We start from the raw sequence: 17,851 nt of genomic DNA, 5'->3' as shown, positions 1-17,851 counted from the left end.
CGGATCTCGCCGAGCCTTCCGGCCCGGCCGCACTCACAGACGCCGCGAGTCCGCCGCGTCCATCTCCTCGTCGAATCGCGCACGAGCCCGTTCCACCTCGGGCAGAGTGACAGTCGTCCAGCGCAGCAGCGCGTCGATGAGATCCTGCAACGTCTTCCCCGTGGCCGTGATGCGGTATTCGACCGCGACCGGGCGGGTGTTCGTGACGATGCGTTCCACCATCCCGTTGCGCTCCAGCCGGCGCAGCGCCGTGGTGAGCGGCTTCTGCGTCACCATCGGAATCGCGCGCCGCAGCTCGTTGAAGCGCAACGGGCGCCCGCACAGGGCGTCGAGGATCTGCAGGGACCACTTGTCCAGGACCTGATCGAGCAGCTCACGGTGCTGCTCGGTGAGCTGGGGACTGTCCTGGCCGGGCACGGCGGTTTCCTTCACGACACCTAGTCTCGTTGAAGTTCCCTTCGGGCACCAGGTACTAATCGGATACCTACTCGGCCTCGAAAGGAACATCCCCATGACCGTGCAGCTGCTCACCCCCGCAGGCATGTTCGAACCTGTCCCCTACCACCATGTTTCGGTCGCGACCGGCACCCGGCATGTGCACGTGGCCGGGCAGATCGCCCGCGACGCCGCGGGAAATCCGGTCGCACCGGGCGATCTCGCGGGCCAGCTCGCGCACGCGCTGCGCAATACCGCGCGCGGCTTGGCCGGTGCGGGCGCGAGCTTCGCCGACGTCGTGCGGCTGCGGTTCTTCGTCACCAACTGGACCCCGGACAAGTACGAGGATTTCGTGGCGGGCATCGAGAGCGTGGCCGACGAACTGGATCTGCCGCGGCCGTTGCCGCCGCTGTCGGCGATCGGCGTGGACTACCTGTTCGAGCCGGACGTGCTCGTCGAAGTCGAGGCCTACGCCGTGCTCGACTGACCCCACCGCCCCACCGGCCCAGCGCTTCTGTCGTCGCCGCGCGAGAAAGACTTACCGAATGCGGTGCGGGCGGAATACTGACGCCCGCACCGCATTCGGGCAGGCGGGCTCAGAGCGGCAGTAAGTGATGTTTGCGTGGACTGCGCGGAAGTTGCTTGTCGCGCAGTAGGTGCAGGGCGCGGCGGATCTCCAGGCGGGTGGTGTGGGGTTCGATCACGGCGTCGATGTAGCCGCGTTCGGCCGCCACCCAGGGGGTCGCCACGGTCGCGTTGTAGAAGTCGACCATCTGCTTGCGGAGCGCGGCGCGCTGGTCCTCCGGGGCGGCTTCGATCTGCTTGCCGCCGATGAGACTGACGGCGCTCTCGGCGCCCATCACCGCGATACGTGCGGTCGGCCAGGCCAGGTTGACGTCCGCGCCGAGCTGCTTGGAGCCCATGACGGCATAGCCGCCGCCGTAGGACTTGCGGATCACCACGGTCACTTTGGGCACGCTGGCCTCGACGAAGGAGAACAGGAAGCGGCCGCCCCGCTTGATGACGCCGATCTTCTCCTGCTCCACGCCGGGTAGGAAGCCCGGCGTGTCGACCACGAACACCAGCGGTAGTTCGAAGGCGTCACACAGGCGCACGAAGTGGGCGGCCTTGTCGGACGCGCGCGCGTCCAGCGCGCCCGCGTAGACCAGCGGCTGGTTGGCGACCACGCCGACACTGCGGCCGTCGACGCGGGCGAAGCCGGTGATGATGTTGCGGCCCGCGGACGCGCCGATCTCGTGGAAATCGCCGTCGTCGAAGATGCGCAGCAGGATCTCGTGCATGTCGTAGCCGGCGTTGTCGGAGTCCGGCACGATCGAGTCGAGTTCGCGGTCGGTCTCGGTGATCTCCGGTTCCAGGCCGGGATTGACGATCGGCGCGACTTCCTGACAGCTGGTCGGCAGGAAGCTCAGGTAGTCGCGCACCCACTGGAAGGCGGCGGTCTCGTCCGGCGCCACATGGTGGATGTTGCCGTACTCGGCCTGGCTCCGCGCGCCGCCGAGTTCCTCGAGGCTCACGTCCTCGCCGGTGACCTCGCGGATCACCTTCGGACCGGTGACGAACATGTACGCCTCTTCGGTCGCCACCACCACATCGGTGTTGATCGGGGCGTACACCGCGCCGCCCGCGCACTTGCCGAGGATCATCGAGATCTGCGGCACCAGGCCCGAGAGCGGTTCCTGGCGGCGGCCGAGTTCGGCGTACCAGGCCAGCGAGGTCACCGCTTCCTGTACGCGCGCGCCGCCGGAGTCGTTGATGCCGACCACGGGACAGCCCACCCGCGCCGCGTACTCCAGGATGTAGGCGACCTTGCGGCCGAACATCTCGCCCACCGACCCGCCGTAGACGGTCTGGTCGTGGGAGAACACCGCGACCGGCCGCCCGTCGACCAGGCCGTGCCCGGTGACCACGCCGTCGCCGTAGAGCGCCGTCGGATCACCGGGCTTGCGCACCAGTGCGCCGATTTCCACGAAGGTGCCCGGATCGAGCAGCATATTGATCCGGTCGCGGGCGCTGGGAATACCCTTCTTCGCCCGCTTCGCGACCCCCGCTTCACCCGCCGGCTCCTGCGCCTGCTCGAGGCGCTTGCGTAGGTCCGCGAGTTTCTCGGCCGTAGTGCTCACTGGTCCCCTTTCGCCTCCATCGCCACGAGCTTCGCGGCCAGGTCGGCACCGATCTTCCCGATCCGCGGTTCGTCGACGATCTGCAGATGATCCCCCGGAATATGCACGACCTGGAGGTTGGGGAGATATTCGTCCCACCCGCCGTTGGGCTTGCGCTCGGCGAAGCGGGGCTCCAGTTCGATCATGCCGTCGTGGTAGCGATCGGCGAGATAGAGCACCACGTCGCCGTCGTAGCGCGACGGTGTGGTGCGGGCCAGATGACGGCTCTCCACCCAGGAGGTGCGCTGGTGTTCCAGCACGCCGCCGGGGATCTTCGCACCGCTGATCTTGATCAGATCGCTGATCATCTGGAACTGCTCTTCGTCGGACGCGGCGGCCAGCTCTTCGAGCTGCTCGCGGTCGAGTTCGCCGTCGAAGCCGTAGGTCTTCTTCGCGAAGGCCTGGTACCGCTCGATACGGCGCACCCGCTCCTCGGGGCTGTTGTCCTCGTTCTGCGTCGGGATGGCCAGGTCGATCAGGCCGACCACCCGCACATCGGCACCCTCGGCGCGCAGCAACTGCGCGACCTGCAGCGCGAAGACCGCGCCGAGCGACCAGCCGTAGAGCACGAACGGACCGTCGCCCTGGATGCGGCGCAGCTCGGGGATGTACTGCTTGGCGCGCTGCTCGATATCGCCCTCGACGCGCTCGAAACCGTACATCGGCGTGCCCGCGGGCAGGCGCTTGAGCAGCGGCTCGTAGACGAGGGTGTTGCCGCCGGAGGGGTGGAAGACGAACACCGGCACGGCGTTCGAACCCTCCGGGCGCGGACGCAGCGGGCGGATGAAGCCCTCCACGTCGTTGCTGTTGTCCTGCTGCTCGCGCACGATATCGGCCAGCTGCTCGATGGTCTCGCAGTCGAGCACGTCGTCGACGGTGATCTCGGCCTTGATCCGCTCGGACAGCCGCGCCGCCAGCTTCTCGGCGACCTCCTCCGCGAGGATCGGCAGGGTGTTGAACACACCGCCCGCCGACTTGCCGGTGACGATCGCCCAGGTGGCGTAGGTGAGGCGTTCGGCGGCGTCGCGCGGTGGCACGTCGTCCTCGGAGACGTCGGCCAGGGCCTCGCCGAAGGCGGCGGTCTCGGGATCGACCGGCTCCTCCTCGACCACCGGCTCGGCGGCGGCGGGCTCTGCCGCAACGGATTCGGCCGCAACGGATTCGGTGGCAGCAGGTTCGGCGGTCACGCCGGCCGCCTTGGCCACGGCATCCGGACTCTCGCCCGATTCGATTGCCGCGCGGGCGTTTTCGACGAAGTCGGCGTCGATGACCACGTCCTCGCCCGCGGCCTGCCGCTCGGCGATGGCGGCGACCTCGTCGCGATGCTCGATCGCGTAGCGCAGCACCTTGCCGACCTCGTTGAGGTTGGCGTCGCGCACCGCCTGCAACTGCAGCTGCGGGATGTCGAACTCGTACTCGACGCGGTTCTTGATCCGCATGGCCATCAGCGAGTCCAGACCCAGCTCCATGAGCGGGATCTCCATCGGCAGGTCCTCGACCGCGTAGCCCATGGACTCCGCGACGATCAGCGCCAGGCGGTCCTCCAGGGTCTGGGAACCGTTCGGATCCCAGCGCTCACCGTGGTTCTCGACGACCTCGGGTTCGGCCGCCTGCGCGACCGCGGTCTCGGCGGCCGCGGCGACCGGCGCCGGGGTCGGCAGCGGAGCGCCGGAGGTGACGACCGCGTCGAACAGCAGCCGGAACTGCCCGCCCTCATTGGCGTGCACCTGCACCGACGCGCCGCCGGGATGCGGGGTCAGCGTGGTGGTCAGCGTGCCCGCGGCGGGCACCGTGCCGTGGGCGAGGCAGGCACCGAGGCTCACCTCGGCGAGCACCTGCGCGGCGGCGGCCTGCACCAGGGCGGCGGGATCGGTGACCGCGGCGGCCTGCACTTGCCATACGTGCCTGCCGTCGGGCAGCGCGACGTGCGCGCCCGGCGCCCGGCCCTCGCCGCTGCCGCTCGCCAGCCGGCTCTTGGGCCAGAACTCCTTGCGCACGAACGTGGTTCGCGGGATGTCGGCGTAGTCGCCCGGAGGCAACAGCGAGGGCAGGTCGACCGCGTGACCGTGCGTGTAGAGCTGGGCCAGCGCGGAGATCACACCGGCCGACTCGTCTTCCTTGCGCTTGAGCGTCGGAATCAGCTGGGCGTCGTGCAGTCCGGCGGCGAAGGTGGTGCCGAGCACCTGCATCAGCGCGACCGAATTCGGGGCCAGCTCCAGGAAGGTGGTGTGGCCGCGATCCACCGCGAGCTTCACCGCATTGGTGAAGTACACGCTGTGGCGCATGTTCGTGACCCAGTAGTCCTCGTCGTGCAGCGGATCGCTGCCCGGACGGAAGAACTGCTCCTTCAACACCGTCGAGTACAGACCGTGGCGCAGCCGGGTCGGCTCGATGCCCGCCAGCTCGGCGGCCAGTTCGCCCAGCAGCGGATCCATCTGCGAGGTGTGGCCGGCGCCGCGAGTGGCCAGGACACGGGCGAACTTGCCCGCCTCCTCCACCTTCGCGACGATCGCCATCACCTGTTCGGAGGGACCGCCGATGACGGTGTTGGTCGGCGCGGCGTAGACGGCCACCTCGACATCGGGGTAGTCGGCGAGCATGGCCTCGACATCGGTGGCGCTCAGCTCGACCAGCGCCATATTGCGCACGTCGGCGTCGGTGATCATGGCTTCGCCCTCGCCCATCAGGCGCGAACGGGCGCAGATCACCCGCACCGCGTCCTCGAGGGCGAGGCCGCCTGCGATGTAGGCGCCCGCCACCTCGCCCATCGAGTGGCCCACCACCGCGTCCGGCTCGGCGCCGTGCGCGCGCAGCAGCGCGGCCAGGCCGACCTGGATGGTGAAGATGCCGACCTGCGAGGTGCCCACGTCGTAGTCCTGGGCGTCGTCGAGGATCATCTCGCGCACGGAGTAGCCGGCCTCGTCCAGCACGAGTTCGTCGACCTCGTCGACGGCCCGGCGGAAGATCGCGTTCTCCTGGTAGAGCTGCTTGCCCATCTTGCGGTGCTGGGCGCCGAAGCCCGCGAGCACCCAGATCGGGGCCTGCGCGGCGGGAGCGTCGGCGGTGAACACACCGGTGCCCGGCTTGCCCGCCGCGACGGCGCGCAGGCCGGCGACGGCCTCTTCGTGGGTGGTGGCCAGCACCACGCCGCGCGAGCGCCAGTGGCTGCGCTTGGCCAGCGACCGGGCCACATCGGCCAGCGGCACGTCCCGGCCCGCCTCGGACTCCAGCCAGTCGGCGAGTTCGGCGGCGGCGCGGCGACGACGCGACGGGAGGTAACCGGACACGGCGAGGACGACCGGCAGCGGCTCGGCCCGGGTGGGCGACCACTCGGTGTCCTGGGCGGCCTCGGCCGTGATCTCGGTGGCCTCGGCGACGACCTCGGCCACTTCGGCATCGACCTCGGCGGCGTCCGCTTCGGTGATCTCGGTGGCCGCCGCGATCACATCGGTGCTCTCGGCATCCAGATCATCGGCCGGGCGGGCGGCGACGGACTCGGCAGCAGCGGGCTCGGTCGCCGCGGGCCGGGCGCCGGCGGGCACATACTCCTGGAGCACCAGGTGGGCGTTGGTGCCGCCGAAGCCGAAGCCGGAGATGCCGACCGTCGCCACGCCGCTGTAGCGCGGGTACTCGGTCGGGGTGTCGACGACCTTCAGGCGGGCCTGCTCGAACGGGATGTAGGGGCTGGGACCCGCGTAGTTGATGTTCGGCGGGATGACGTTGTGCTGGAACGACATCACCACCTTCGTCAGGGCGGGCACACCGGCGCCGGACTCCAGATGGCCGAAGTTGGTCTTGGCCGAACCGAGCAGCGCGGGCTTGTCGGCGTCGCGGCCCCGGCCGATCACCCGGCCCAGCGCGTCGGCCTCGATGGGATCGCCGATCGGGGTACCGGTGCCGTGCGCCTCGATGTAGTCGACGGTGGCGGGGTTGATGCCGGCGTCGCGGTAGGCGCGGCGCAGCACCTCGGCCTGGGCGTCGGGGTTGGGCGCGAACAGGCCGTTGGAGCGGCCGTCGTTGTTGACCGCCGAGCCCTTGATCACCGCGAGCACGCGATCGCCGTCGCGTTCGGCGTCGGCCAGGCGCTTGAGCACCACCAGACCGGCGCCCTCGGAACGGACCATGCCGTCGGCATCGGCGGAGAACGCCTTGATGTGGCCGTCCTTGGCGACCGCGCCGTTCTTCTCGAATCCGAGCGTGGCCACCGGGGACAGGATCATGTTCACGCCGCCGGCCAGCGCCAGATCGGCATCGCCGTCGCGCAGCGCGCGCACGGCCTGGTGCACCGCGACCAGCGTCGAGGAGCAGGCGGTGTCGACGGTCACCGACGGACCGCGGAAGTCGAAGAAGTAGGAGACGCGATTGGCGATGATGCCGGTCGAAGCGCCGAGCAGGGCGTAGGCCTCGGCCGAGATCGGCAGGCTCGGGTCGCGATCGCCCAGGCCGAGCGCGGCGATGAGCTGGAAATCCTGGGTGGAGGAACCGACGAAAATGCCGACCTGCTCGCCCTTGAGCTCGCTGGCGGGGATGCGCGCGTGCTCGAGCGCCTCCCAGGTCAGCTCCATCATCAGGCGCTGCTGCGGGTCGACCCGCTCCACCTCGATCGGCGACATCGCGAAGAACTCCGCGTCGAAGCCCTTGACCACGTCCTGGTCCAGATAGCCGCCGCGGGTGTTGCTCTCGGCGACCAACCGCGCGGTGTTCGGATCGGACAGGAATTCCGACCAGCGGCCTTCGGGCAGCTCGCGGATCGCGTCACCGCCGTTGATGAGGAATTCCCAGGTCGACTCGGGGGTGTCACCCGCGCCCGGCAGGCGGGTGGACAGGCCGACGATGGCGATGTCGTGCGCCTCGCCGGGGGTGTAGCCGGCGGTGTAGTAGGCGTCCTCGCCCGAACCCTCGGGAGCCTCCGGCTCGCCGTATACGATCACCTCGGCCAGCGAGGCGATGGTCGGGTGCTGATAGACGACCGTGGCGCTCAACGTGACGCCGGTGAGTTCCTCGATATCGCCGCCAAGGGCGAGGGCGTCGCGCGAGGCCAGGCCGAATTCCTCCATCGGCCGGTCCACGGTGATGTTGTCCACCGGCTGCCCGGTGGCCTCGGCGACCCAGTTGCGCAGCCACTCGCGCAGCTCGGCCACCGACAACTCGGTGCGCGCGGTTCCCTCGTCCGAGGCCTGCACAGCGGCTTCGGTGATCGCGGCGTCGCGGTCCGTCTGGTCGGGCGTGCCCTCGTTGTCAGCCATCAATTCCTCAAGCTACTCGTCTGCGTACCGGGCGCGCCGCGAATCGGCGCCCGCCGGGGACGGTATGTCCCCGGCGGGCGCCGACGACCGGCGGTCGAAGCTCACCCTTGTGAATTACTCTTCCGGTGCATCGGGGAAAGCCTGCTGGGTGTAACCACCCCGCAGCGTTCCCTCGAGATAAGCGGTCTTGCAGGCCCGCCGCGCGATCTTGCCGCTGGACGTGCGCGGGATGGAGCCCGCGGGCACGAGCAGCACGTCACGCACGGTGACGCCGTGCCGCTGGGAGATCGCCGCGCGCACCGCGTCGCCGATCGGGCCGGGATCGGCCTTGCCCGCGCCCGGACCGCGCTCGGCCACGATGACCAGCTGCTCGGAGGCGTCGTCGGCGTCGAACTTCAGACCCGAGTGGCTGTCGGCTTCGAAGACCTCGGCGGGCAGCTGGTTGGCGGGCACCGAGAACGCGGCGACGAAGCCCGGCCGCAGCGCGTTGCTCGCCTCCTGCGCGGAGTACTCGAGGTCTTGCGGGTAGTGGTTGCGGCCGTCGACGATCACCAGGTCCTTCACGCGACCGGTGATGTAGAGCTCGCCGTCGAAGTACACGCCGTAGTCGCCGGTGCGCATCCAGTTCGCGTCCGGCTCGGTGCCCTCGGCGTGGCTGCCCTCGGCGATCCGCTCGGTGACCCGGTTGCGGAAGGTCTTCCTGGTCTCCTCCGGGCGGTTCCAGTAGCCGATGCCCATGTTGTTGCCGTGCAGCCAGATCTCGCCGACCCGGCCGTCGGGCAGCTCGTGGCCGCCGCCGTCGTTCTCGACGGTCTCCGGATCCACGATCACGGCCCACTGCGACAGCGCGACATAACCGCAGGAGACCTGCGCGATGGCGTTCTCGGCGCCGGGATCGACCTTGACCATGCGGCCCGCGTTCAGCTCGGAGCGGTCCACATAGGTCACCTTGGCCTCGTCCTCGGCCTTGGTGGCCGAGACGAACAGGGTGGCCTCGGCCATGCCGTAGCAGGGCTTGATGGCGGTCTTGGGCAGGCCGTAGGGCGCGAACGCCTCGTTGAACTTGCGCATCGAGGACGTGGTGACCGGCTCGCTGCCGTTGATCAGGCCGAGCACGTTCGACAGGTCGAGCGACTCGCCGCTGCGGGGCAGGCCGCGCGCGGCGGCGTGCTCGAAGGCGAAGTTCGGCGCGGCCGCGAAGGTGCCCGCGCCGTCGGAGATCGCGGCGAGCTCCTTGATCCAGCGGTACGGGCGGCGCACGAACGCGCTCGGCGACATGATGGTGATGTACTTGCCGCCGACCGCGGGCAGGATCACCGTCAGCAGGCCCATGTCGTGGAACAGCGGCAGCCAGGTGACGCCGCGCGAGTTCCAGTCCAGGTTCAGCGCGTCGACCATCTGCAGCAGGTTGGTGGCGACCGCCCGGTGGGTGATCTCCACGCCCGCGGGCACCCGGGTGGAGCCCGAGGTGTACTGCAGGTAGGCGATGTCGTCGACCGAGATGTCCGGGCGTACCCAGCTCTCCCCGACGCTGTCGGGGATCGCGTCGACGGCGATGATGCGCGGGCGCTGCGCGGCGGGCAGCGAGCGGAAGAACTGGCGCACGCCCGCGGCGGAGGAGCTGGCCGTCAGGATGGCCGAGGGCTCGCAGTCGCCGAGCACGGCGTGCAGGCGATCGGTGTGGCCCGGCTCGTCCGGGTCGAACAGCGGCACGGAGATGGCGCCCGCGTAGATGGCGGCGAAGAAGGAAACCACGTAGTCCAGGCCCTGGGGGGCGAGGATGGCGACCCGATCACCCCGCTTGGTCACCTGCTGGAGTCGGGCGGCCACCGCGCGCAGCCGGACACCGAACTGTTGCCACGTCAGCTCGTGCACCTCGCCATCGCGTTCTCGCGAATAGTCGATATACCGGTACGCAAGCGTGTTGGCGTCGTTGCGGGTGTGCTTCTCGACGTGATCAACCAGGGTCTGACCCTCGGGAATTCGGATGTTCCCGGTTTCGTCCAGGTAGTCGTCGAAAGTCTCTTCCATTCCTTCTTCTCCTCCGAGGCACACGCAGCATGACGGCGACACCGCCGTTGGTATCTGTGGGGCCTCGACTCGCTTTCGCCCGCGGGTGCTCCATGTCGCAGAGTCAACCTGCAGATTTCCTGCGGTCTGCGCGGTGACCGCCTTATCGGCTAGATGTCCTCAAACCAGGGTCATGTTACAGAGAAGACCCGCTCACTCATCCCTCAGCAGGGGGATAACCGGAGCGAATGCGTCCATCTGCGTGGGATAGATGCCGACATAGGACATCGACGTGAGCTTGCGCACCCGCTTGATCTGCTCGGCGATCTCCTCGAAGCTGCCGATCGCCACATAGGGCGAGTCGAGCAGTTCCTCGACCGTCAGCTTCACATCCACCTCGAGATCGGGGGCCAGGCCCCGCTCCAGCGCGGACAATGCCATCTCGGCGGTCTTCTCCCGGTCGTCGGTGATGACGACGGCGGTGATCGCCCAGTTCAACTCGATGTCGGCGAACCGGTCACCTGCCGCTTCCTTGACCAGGTTCACCTTCTCGATGGCCTTTTCCAGGGTAATGCCGGAGAGCAGGCCTTTGCCGTTCTTCGTGGTCATCGGCACAACCGAGACGATGTCGGCGTGCTGCGCCGCCAGGCGCAACATCTTCGGGCCACCACCGCCGGTACACAGCGGCGGGCGCGGGCCCTGGCGCGGGCGCGGCGTGCCCTTGACCCCGTCGACCTGGTAGTACTTGCCCTGGAACGTGCACTCCTGGCCGCGCAACAGCACGTCCAGGATGGTCAGGGTTTCGGCGAGCTTGGCCAGGCGAACGCCCGGGCTCTCGTAGGGCAGGCCCGCGGCGAGGAACTCGTCCTGCTTCCAGCCCGCGCCGACGCCGACTTCGAGGCGGCCCTTGGACAACACGTCGATGGTGGCCAGATCCTTGGCCAGCACCACGGGGTGCCGGAAACCGTTGGCCAGCACCGAAGTACCGAGCCGGATCTTGTCGGTGGCCTGGGTGAGGGCGCCCAGCGCGGCGATCGGGCCGATCTGGTCGCCGAGGTGGTCGGGTACGACGAAGGTGTCGTAGCCGTACTCCTCGGCCTGCTGCGCCAGTTGGACGAACTTGCGAGCGCCGCCCTCCTGCTTGTTCCCCTCGCCCGCGGCCGCGAAACGAAACGGGCGCAGCGGCGTGCCCAAGGCGGTCAGCTCACCGGCCGGTGCGGCGGCTTGTGTCATGGATACATGCTCCTGGCTGTGCGGAAATGCGGCGCGACGGCCTTCCCCGGGATCCGGGGCCGGTCGCGAATCACCAGCGCACTTTACAGCGTTCCGGCGATGTGTCGTGCGGTTGTCACCGCACCGGTCGACACGGCACACAACCGAGGTGACCGGTGTTGTGTCAGCTCATGCTTGTGGTCGGGAATTCGGTACCGATCCGGGGCTCGGGAATGCCGGTGCAGGACGAACGGGGGTGGGTCACGTATGGGGCGGGGCGGGTGCGTCCCGGATGAGGCCGCTCGCCCAGCCCACCGTCCACCGGGTGGCGGTCGTGCCGTTCTCGTCGACGACATAGGTGTTGTACAGGGCGTGCACCGGATTGCCCGCGGCGCGCACCAGGCTCAGCACGCTGGGGATCCAATTCACCGGGTTCAGCGCCTGCCTGGGCGAATCGCAGATCATGTCGCCGGGTGCGCAGATGGTGTAGGTACGCTCGGCGAGCTCGCCGAAACCCGACCGGGCGCCGGTCATGGTGATGCCGGGGACCTTCAGCCCGTTCAACGCCACCTCGGCGCCCTCACCCGTCGGGGACGGACCGACCTCGATCGCCTGTCCCGGTCCGGATACCCGCCTGCCGTCGGCGATCAATGCCACGCCGAGCACCTTGTCGGCGGGCACCGGGCCCTCGCCCGCGCCGATCCGCTCGGCCACATCGCCCACGATGACCGCGCCCTGGGAGAAGCCGGCCAGCACATAGGTGGTCAAGGGGCATTCCCGCGCACGCTCGGTCAGCGCGTCGACGGTGCGCTGGGTGCCCTCGGAGCGGCTGTTGTTGTAGGACTGCTGCCCGTCCGGCGGGATCGCCACCGGGTTGGAGAACTGGGCCACGTACGGCACGGTGTAGACGTCGAGGCGCTCGGCCGGGAACTGCTCGCGCAGCGGCCCGCTGATGTTGAGCATCAGCGACTGTGGATTGGCCATCGGATTGCGCGGGTCGTCGGTGCTGCTCGACTCCCAGGTGCCGGGCACCGAGATCAGTTGCACGTCAGGGCAACTCGCGGGCTGACCGGCCGGCGGACCGGGCGGCTGCGGACCGGGGCCCGGCACTTTGAGCCTGCCCGCGAGCAGGAACCACAGCAGCACGATCACCGCGACGAGCAGCGCGGCGATCAACAGCACCAGCAGACGTCCCACCGGCCGGGGCCGGCGGGACGAGGACCCGCGACGTGCGCTCACCGGCAGTACGTCTGCTCGGCGGTGTCGATGTAGATCCGGCCTGCTTCCTCGACCGACATCTTCGACGGATCGAAGGAGGCGTCCGAACCCGCCATCGCGTTGACGAAGGTGGTCAGGTCACTCTCGGCGGCACCCGCGGCCACGCCCTGGCAGATGTAGGTGGCGACGCTGATCGCGATGTCCGGGCTGGAGGGCTTGATGCCCTTCTCCTCGAGCGCGGCCAGGAACTGCTTGTCCTTGTCGCTGAGACCGGAGGTGTCCGCCTCGGGGATCTGCTCGGCGGGCACCGGCTGCGGACGCTCGGGCGCGGCGGTATCGGTCTGCTGCTCCGGCTGCGGTGCGGGCTCGGAGGCGGGCGCCTCCGGGGCCGGGCTCGCCGGCTCACTCGCCGTCGAGCTGGGCGCGGCGGCCGCGGAGGTCGCCGTGGTGGTCAACGTCGGCGTGCTCGACGCGGTCGAATCGTCATCGCCGCAGGCGGCGAGCAGAGCGGTGGCCGCGATCGCCACGGCAACGCCGAAAACCTTTCCACGAATCCGGTGCATGTATGTCTGTCCTCGATCTGTGCGCAAGGGGGTGCGGTCGGCCCCCAGGGTAACGGCATCGGCCGAGACCGGTCAGAGGGAGTGAACCTCCGCCTTGCCGTCGCGCACTGTGACGAAGCCCGCCTGGAAGTTCTGCTGCACACCACCGGAGATCGGGAACTCGTCGCTGATCGGGAAACCGAGCCTGCCGTTCTCGAAGCCCTCGGACTGCCAGGCGTCCATGATCGGGCCGTTGCGCACCGCCCAGGCGCCCGACAGCGGACTCCAGTAGACGTTGCCGCCCTCGAACCGGCTGAACCGGCCCAGATCCTTCAGCGGCGCCTCTTCGGCGAGCGGGAAGCCGAGCCAGCTGCTCTCGTATCCCATCTGCGCGTATTTGCCCAGGACCAGGCCCTGCACCCGGTACACCCCGGTGTTCGGGCTGTAGTAGAACGGCCCGCCCTCGAAGGCCTGCACCGCGCCGGCCTTGTTCGGCGTCTGCACCTCGGGTCCGATCGGGTAACCCGCCGGGCCGCGCTCGTAGCCCTGCTTGCCCCATTCCTCGAGGATCGCCCCGCGCACCACCTGCGCCCCGGTCTGCGGAGTCCAGTACAGCGGGCCGTGCTGGAAGGACTGCACCCGGCCGCGGCCGTCGCCGAGATCGCGTTCGCCGCCGGTCGGCAGGCCGAGCACACCGTCGGGACCGCCGGCGGCCTGGTAGCCCCCGCCGATCATGCCGCCCACCGTGTGCGTCCCGCTCTCCGCCGAGGAGAACACCCGGCCACCCCGGAAGTCCTGGGCGACGCCACCTTTCACCTGGTATTCGGCGGTGAGGCATTCGCCGAGCCAGCCGTTGCCCGCCGCCACCGTGCCGATCGCGCCACCGGGGGCGCAGGCCGGCTTGTCGCGTTCCGCCGCCAGCGCGGACGCGGTCTGCGGCCAGGACTGCCGCATCTCGAAATCCCAGTACGGCCAGCTGTGCGTGCCGGACGCGCGGTAGTTCACGGTGGCCGGGATCTTCAGCTCGCCGAGCTTGGTCACGAAGTTCTGCGAGGTCAGCCGGGACAGGATCTCCAGACCGGTGCCCGCGTAATTGGTGCTGACGCCGGGGATTCCGGACGCCTGGTCGAACGGGCCGGTGGTGCCGCTGCCGCTGGAGATGTAGAGGCTGACGCCCTGCAGCTTGTCGGCCAGCAGATACGGATCGTGGGCGGCCCACTCGGGATTCGACGGCGGGCCCCACATCGCGTCGGCGTCGAAGCCGCCCGCGTCGCGCATCGCGAACTGGATGGCCTGCGGCATGCCCAGGGTCGTGGTGGTCAGGAAACCGGAATAGGAGGCGGCGTAGCGGGCGAACCCGGGATTGCGCCCGGCCAGGAACATCGCCGCCGTGCCGCCCATGGACAACCCGGCCAGGCCGCGCGCGTCGGTGGCGCGCCACTGGCTCTCCAGCAGCGGCGGGAGTTCTTTGGTGAGGAAGGTCTCCCACTGGTAGTTGCGTCCGTTGTCGGGGCGAAGCCAGTCGGCGTAGAAGCTGGACTGGCCACCGATCGGCAGCACCACGGTCACGTTCTTGTCGGCGTAGAACTCCGCGGCGCCCGCGTCCTTGGTCCAACCGCTCTCGTCGTCGGTGGCGCGCAGCCCGTCCAGCAGGAACAGGACCGGAAACCTGGTGTCGGGTCGGGAGTTCCAGTCGCGCGCGAGCAGCAGCTGCACCTGTACCGGGGCGCCCATGGACGGCGAGGTGACCCACAGCGCGACCCGCCGGTCACTCAGCCAAATCGCCTGCTGGACAGTTGCTGCGGATGCCGCTGCCGCGGGTTGAGCGGCCGCATGCGGAGCCATCGGGGTGATCGTGATCGCAGCCGGCAGCACAGATATCGCGGCGACCAGGGCTAATCCACCGAAGAGCTGCCGGACGCCGCCACCGCGGCGCCGACTCGGCTTACTCCAAGCAAATCCGACCACCCGCTGTTTGTACCCCGGTCGGAGCGGGATTCCGGGTAAGGCGCGCCGCGTGTGAGCAAGCAGTGACCGGATCGCCCACCCCCGAAAAGCGAGCCAATCGTGATGCGCGTCACAGCATATCGGCGGTCCGTCCACCGCCGCGGCGAATTCGGCCACCACGGCAGCAACGACAGAGGCCGCCGCTTCCGGATTCGGAAGCGGCGGCCTCGTCGATTTCGTGTCGGCCCGGTCAGCTGGGCCGGGTCATGCCTTTCGCGTGGATGTCACCAGGCGCCGGTGGCGTCCAGGATGCCCTGACGCGAGTTCCACAGCTCCGACTCCCAGTACTTCCAGGAGTGCGTGCCGGTGGCCGGGAAGTTGAAGAACGCCGGGATGTTCAGCGACTTCAGACGAACCTGGAACGCGCGGGTGTTGACCAGCGAGAGGGCTTCCAGCGCCATCGCGTTGCCGGTGTTGAACACGCCGACCGCCGAGTTCGGATGATCGTGCTGGCCCGGCAGGCCGCTCGACGCCGAGATGTACATCGGCAGGCCACGCAGCTGCGGGGCGAACACGAACGGGTCCATGCGCAGCCACTGCGGGCTCCACGGCGCGGCCATCGAGTCGACGTTGTAGCGGCCCGCGTCGAGCATCGCGATGCGGATCGCCTCACGCATGCCCGGTGCCGAGATGTTCAGGTAGCCGGAGTAGGACGCGGCGTACTTGAACTGATCGCGGTGGTAAGCGGCCAGCGCCAGCGCGGCGCTGCCACCCATGGACAGACCGGCGACGGCGTTGTTGGTCTTGGAAACACCGTATCCGGCAAGGAAGTTCGGCAGTTCCTCGGTCAGGAAGGTTTCCCACTTGTAGGTGGTCTTCTGGCCGTTGGTGCTGGAGGGGGCGTACCAGTCGGTGTAGAAGCTGGACTCACCGCCCACCGGCATCACCAGGGTGATGTTCGCGTCCTTGAACTGGTCGATGGCGTTGGTCTCGAAGGACCACGCATTGCGGTCGTCGCGCGCCCGCATGCCGTCGAGCAGGTACAGCGCGGCGCTGCCGCCACGCGAGGCCCACTGGACCTGCACCTTGATCGGGCCCATGGACGAGGGGACCATCAACTCTTCGAACCCACCGGCCGGCGCGCGCAGCACCGGAGCGTGGGCGGGAGCGGCGGTAGCGACCGTCGGGGCCGCCACTCCGGCGGCAACCGGTAGCGCCAGCGCGGCGGCGCCCACCGCCAGGATCCGATGACGCCAACCGCGAGGCGTGCCTCGCTTACCCGACGGGACTCTCTTCGGCGCGGCGGCCCTGCCGAATCGCATGAATGTCGCTCTCTTTCTGCTGTTGTGGTGTCGCCACGCCGAGCCGACGAGGCACCACCCGTGCTGCCAACGAGACGCACGCCACCGTGTGCCGGCCCCGACAGTCCGGCACACAATGACGGCGCTACAACGATCTGGTCACACTTGTGCTCGCGGAAGAATATTCGACCCGGACATTCCCGGGCAAGACCGAGATATTTCCGTTGGCCGATATCCCACCGCACCCGCGATGTGATCGTGCGGTGACCATACCGCGTTCGCGCCGCGATGTCGTCCCGGATGTCCGATTGCCGTTCGGCGATGCCATGTCGCACACCGGAATCCGCCTGCGCTGTAGCCGTTCGGAACGCACGACGAAACCGCCGAGCGCGGCAGCGCCCGGCGGTTCGGCGGTTCGGCGGTTGCTTCGGCTATCCGATATGCGCCGACATATCCGGCAACATCCTGGTGACCTCGTCACGCCAGTTGTTCCACGCGTGGATTCCGAATGGCGGGAACGAATACACCGCGTTACCTCCACCCAAAGTCGCCATACGCACCTGGAACGAACGCGTATTCGCCAGCGCGAGCGCTTCGAGCATCATGCCGTTGAAGGTGCCGAAACTCGGCGGATCCGAGGAGGTGGGCAGGCCGCTGGCGGCCGCCACCCAGATCCTGGTCCCGTTGTTGACCAGATTCGGCGCGAAGACGAACGGATCCATGCGCAGCCACTGCGGACCCCAGGGCGGCGCCATGGCGTCGACGTTGTATCCGCCCGCGTCGAGCATCGCCATGCGGATGGCCTCGCGCATTCCCGGCGCCGAGATGTTGAGGTAGCCGGAGAACGAGCCGGCGAAGCTGAACTGATCCGGGTGGTAGGCGGCCAGCGTCAGCGCGGCCGAGCCGCCCATCGACAGGCCGAACGCGCCGTTGCGGTAGGGATTGAAGCCGAGCCGGTCGCGCAGCGCCCAGCGCAGGTTGTCGGTCAGAAACGACTCCCAGGTGTAGCGATAGCTCTTGCCGGGACCACCGGCGAAGCCGTTCAACCCGCCCGATCCCGTACTGGATCCGCTACCCGCCGGAATACCGAAGAATTCGCTCGGCGCGTTCCAATCGGCGTAGAAACTCGACATACCGCCGACCGGCATCACCACATTGATGTTCCAGGAAGCCAGCAGCGCCGGGACATCGGTCTCGATTTCCCAGCCGTTCAGCGTCTCCGGCGCACGCATGCCGTCGAGCACATAGGCTACGCGATTGGTGTTGCCGTCCGCGGCGCGCAGCACGCGGGTTTTGATCGGACCCATTTCGGAATCGACCCAGAAATCGAACGCGCGTGGATCGAATGCCGCCGAGGCCGCCGCGCCGCCCCCGGTCACCGAGACGCCGAGGGGTACCAGCAACGCGGTTGCCAGTCCGGCCGCCCAGCGTCGCGTCCACGCACGGGTCCGGGACCCGCCGTGCGCTCCGGAGGCCCTCGGCGTCGCACGTTTCCAGCGGAGACTTCGCATACCATCGACCTTTCTCCAGGACGACCGGCAATCATCTAGCTATCTGTCCGGTCTTCTCGTCCGAGCACAGGGACGGAGTCCGAAGCAGATCGGACATGACGACCTCAGTGCATTCTCTCCGGGTAATCAATCGGCAACGAATGCCTACATGTTGCTGGAAAGTGATGCCAGTCACAAGCACGCGGGGCCGCCGCTACTGATTCGTTGCCGATCGGGTCACGGATCTATCCGGTCGCGCGCATGAAAAAC

General features: G+C 68.8%; 11 protein-coding genes. 1 reads left to right on the top strand and 10 read right to left on the bottom strand.

Annotated elements, in window-relative coordinates:
* Positions 1–33: 33 nt before the first annotated feature.
* Positions 34–432 carry a winged helix-turn-helix transcriptional regulator gene (locus tag ON26_RS00490; protein ID WP_040793910.1) on the bottom strand — a complete coding sequence of 133 codons (399 nt, stop codon included), beginning with the start codon at positions 430–432 and terminating at the stop codon, positions 34–36.
* Between the two features lie 79 nt (positions 433–511).
* Between ON26_RS00490 and ON26_RS00485 the strand changes: the two genes are divergently transcribed.
* Positions 512–922, top strand: a complete 411-nt coding sequence (locus ON26_RS00485; RefSeq protein ID WP_040793909.1) for a Rid family hydrolase — start codon at positions 512–514, stop codon at positions 920–922.
* Positions 923–1,031: 109 nt separating this feature from the next.
* Here the strand turns inward: ON26_RS00485 and ON26_RS00480 are convergent, their stop codons facing one another.
* From ON26_RS00480 to ON26_RS00440, 9 genes are all read right to left on the bottom strand, one after another.
* Entirely contained in the window at positions 1,032–2,576 is a 1,545-nt protein-coding gene (locus ON26_RS00480) for an acyl-CoA carboxylase subunit beta (RefSeq protein WP_040793908.1), read from the bottom strand.
* Positions 2,573–7,861 (bottom strand): polyketide synthase Pks13, encoded by a 5,289-nt coding sequence (pks13, locus tag ON26_RS00475; RefSeq protein ID WP_083883632.1) that lies wholly within the window; start codon positions 7,859–7,861, stop codon positions 2,573–2,575. The genes ON26_RS00480 and pks13 overlap by 4 nt, the downstream gene beginning before the upstream one ends.
* Before the next feature lie 114 nt (positions 7,862–7,975).
* Positions 7,976–9,892, bottom strand: a complete 1,917-nt coding sequence (gene fadD32, locus ON26_RS00470; protein WP_040793907.1) for a long-chain-fatty-acid--AMP ligase FadD32 — start codon at positions 9,890–9,892, stop codon at positions 7,976–7,978.
* 192 nt (positions 9,893–10,084) lie between these two features.
* The gene (locus ON26_RS00465; RefSeq protein ID WP_040793906.1) at positions 10,085–11,104 is read right to left on the bottom strand and encodes an LLM class F420-dependent oxidoreductase; all 1,020 of its coding nucleotides are present in this window, start codon (positions 11,102–11,104) and stop codon (positions 10,085–10,087) included.
* A 240-nt stretch (positions 11,105–11,344) separates the two neighbouring features.
* Positions 11,345–12,280, bottom strand: a complete 936-nt coding sequence (locus ON26_RS00460) for a cutinase family protein (protein ID WP_040793905.1) — start codon at positions 12,278–12,280, stop codon at positions 11,345–11,347.
* 38 nt (positions 12,281–12,318) lie between these two features.
* The gene (locus ON26_RS00455; RefSeq protein ID WP_040793904.1) at positions 12,319–12,864 is read right to left on the bottom strand and encodes a DUF732 domain-containing protein; all 546 of its coding nucleotides are present in this window, start codon (positions 12,862–12,864) and stop codon (positions 12,319–12,321) included.
* Positions 12,865–12,936: 72 nt separating this feature from the next.
* Positions 12,937–14,688 (bottom strand): alpha/beta hydrolase-fold protein, encoded by a 1,752-nt coding sequence (locus ON26_RS00450; RefSeq protein ID WP_085998923.1) that lies wholly within the window; start codon positions 14,686–14,688, stop codon positions 12,937–12,939.
* 386 nt (positions 14,689–15,074) lie between these two features.
* Positions 15,075–16,112: an alpha/beta hydrolase gene (locus ON26_RS00445; RefSeq protein ID WP_083883631.1), complete on the bottom strand. Its 1,038-nt coding sequence runs from the start codon at positions 16,110–16,112 to the stop codon at positions 15,075–15,077.
* Between the two features lie 410 nt (positions 16,113–16,522).
* Positions 16,523–17,602, bottom strand: a complete 1,080-nt coding sequence (locus ON26_RS00440) for an alpha/beta hydrolase (protein WP_083883630.1) — start codon at positions 17,600–17,602, stop codon at positions 16,523–16,525.
* Positions 17,603–17,851 lie beyond the last annotated feature (249 nt).

Source organism: Nocardia higoensis NBRC 100133, from assembly GCF_000308595.1.
Taxonomy (GTDB): domain Bacteria; phylum Actinomycetota; class Actinomycetes; order Mycobacteriales; family Mycobacteriaceae; genus Nocardia; species Nocardia higoensis.
The sequence above is the reverse complement of the archived record's forward strand: the minus strand, read 5'-3'. Positions and strand labels throughout refer to the sequence as shown.

Bases quoted from the DNA above. Each gene is read 5' to 3' on its own strand.
- ON26_RS00485 (WP_040793909.1), top strand. From the start codon at position 512: ATGACCGTGCAGCTGCTCACCCCCGCAGGCATGTTCGAACCTGTCCCC.
- pks13 (WP_083883632.1), bottom strand. From the start codon at position 7,861: ATGGCTGACAACGAGGGCACGCCCGACCAGACGGACCGCGACGCCGCG.
- fadD32 (WP_040793907.1), bottom strand. From the start codon at position 9,892: ATGGAAGAGACTTTCGACGACTACCTGGACGAAACCGGGAACATCCGA.
- ON26_RS00465 (WP_040793906.1), bottom strand. From the start codon at position 11,104: ATGACACAAGCCGCCGCACCGGCCGGTGAGCTGACCGCCTTGGGCACG.
- ON26_RS00455 (WP_040793904.1), bottom strand. From the start codon at position 12,864: ATGCACCGGATTCGTGGAAAGGTTTTCGGCGTTGCCGTGGCGATCGCG.
- ON26_RS00450 (WP_085998923.1), bottom strand. From the start codon at position 14,688: ATGGCTCCGCATGCGGCCGCTCAACCCGCGGCAGCGGCATCCGCAGCA.
- ON26_RS00445 (WP_083883631.1), bottom strand. From the start codon at position 16,112: ATGCGATTCGGCAGGGCCGCCGCGCCGAAGAGAGTCCCGTCGGGTAAG.
- ON26_RS00440 (WP_083883630.1), bottom strand. From the start codon at position 17,602: ATGCGAAGTCTCCGCTGGAAACGTGCGACGCCGAGGGCCTCCGGAGCG.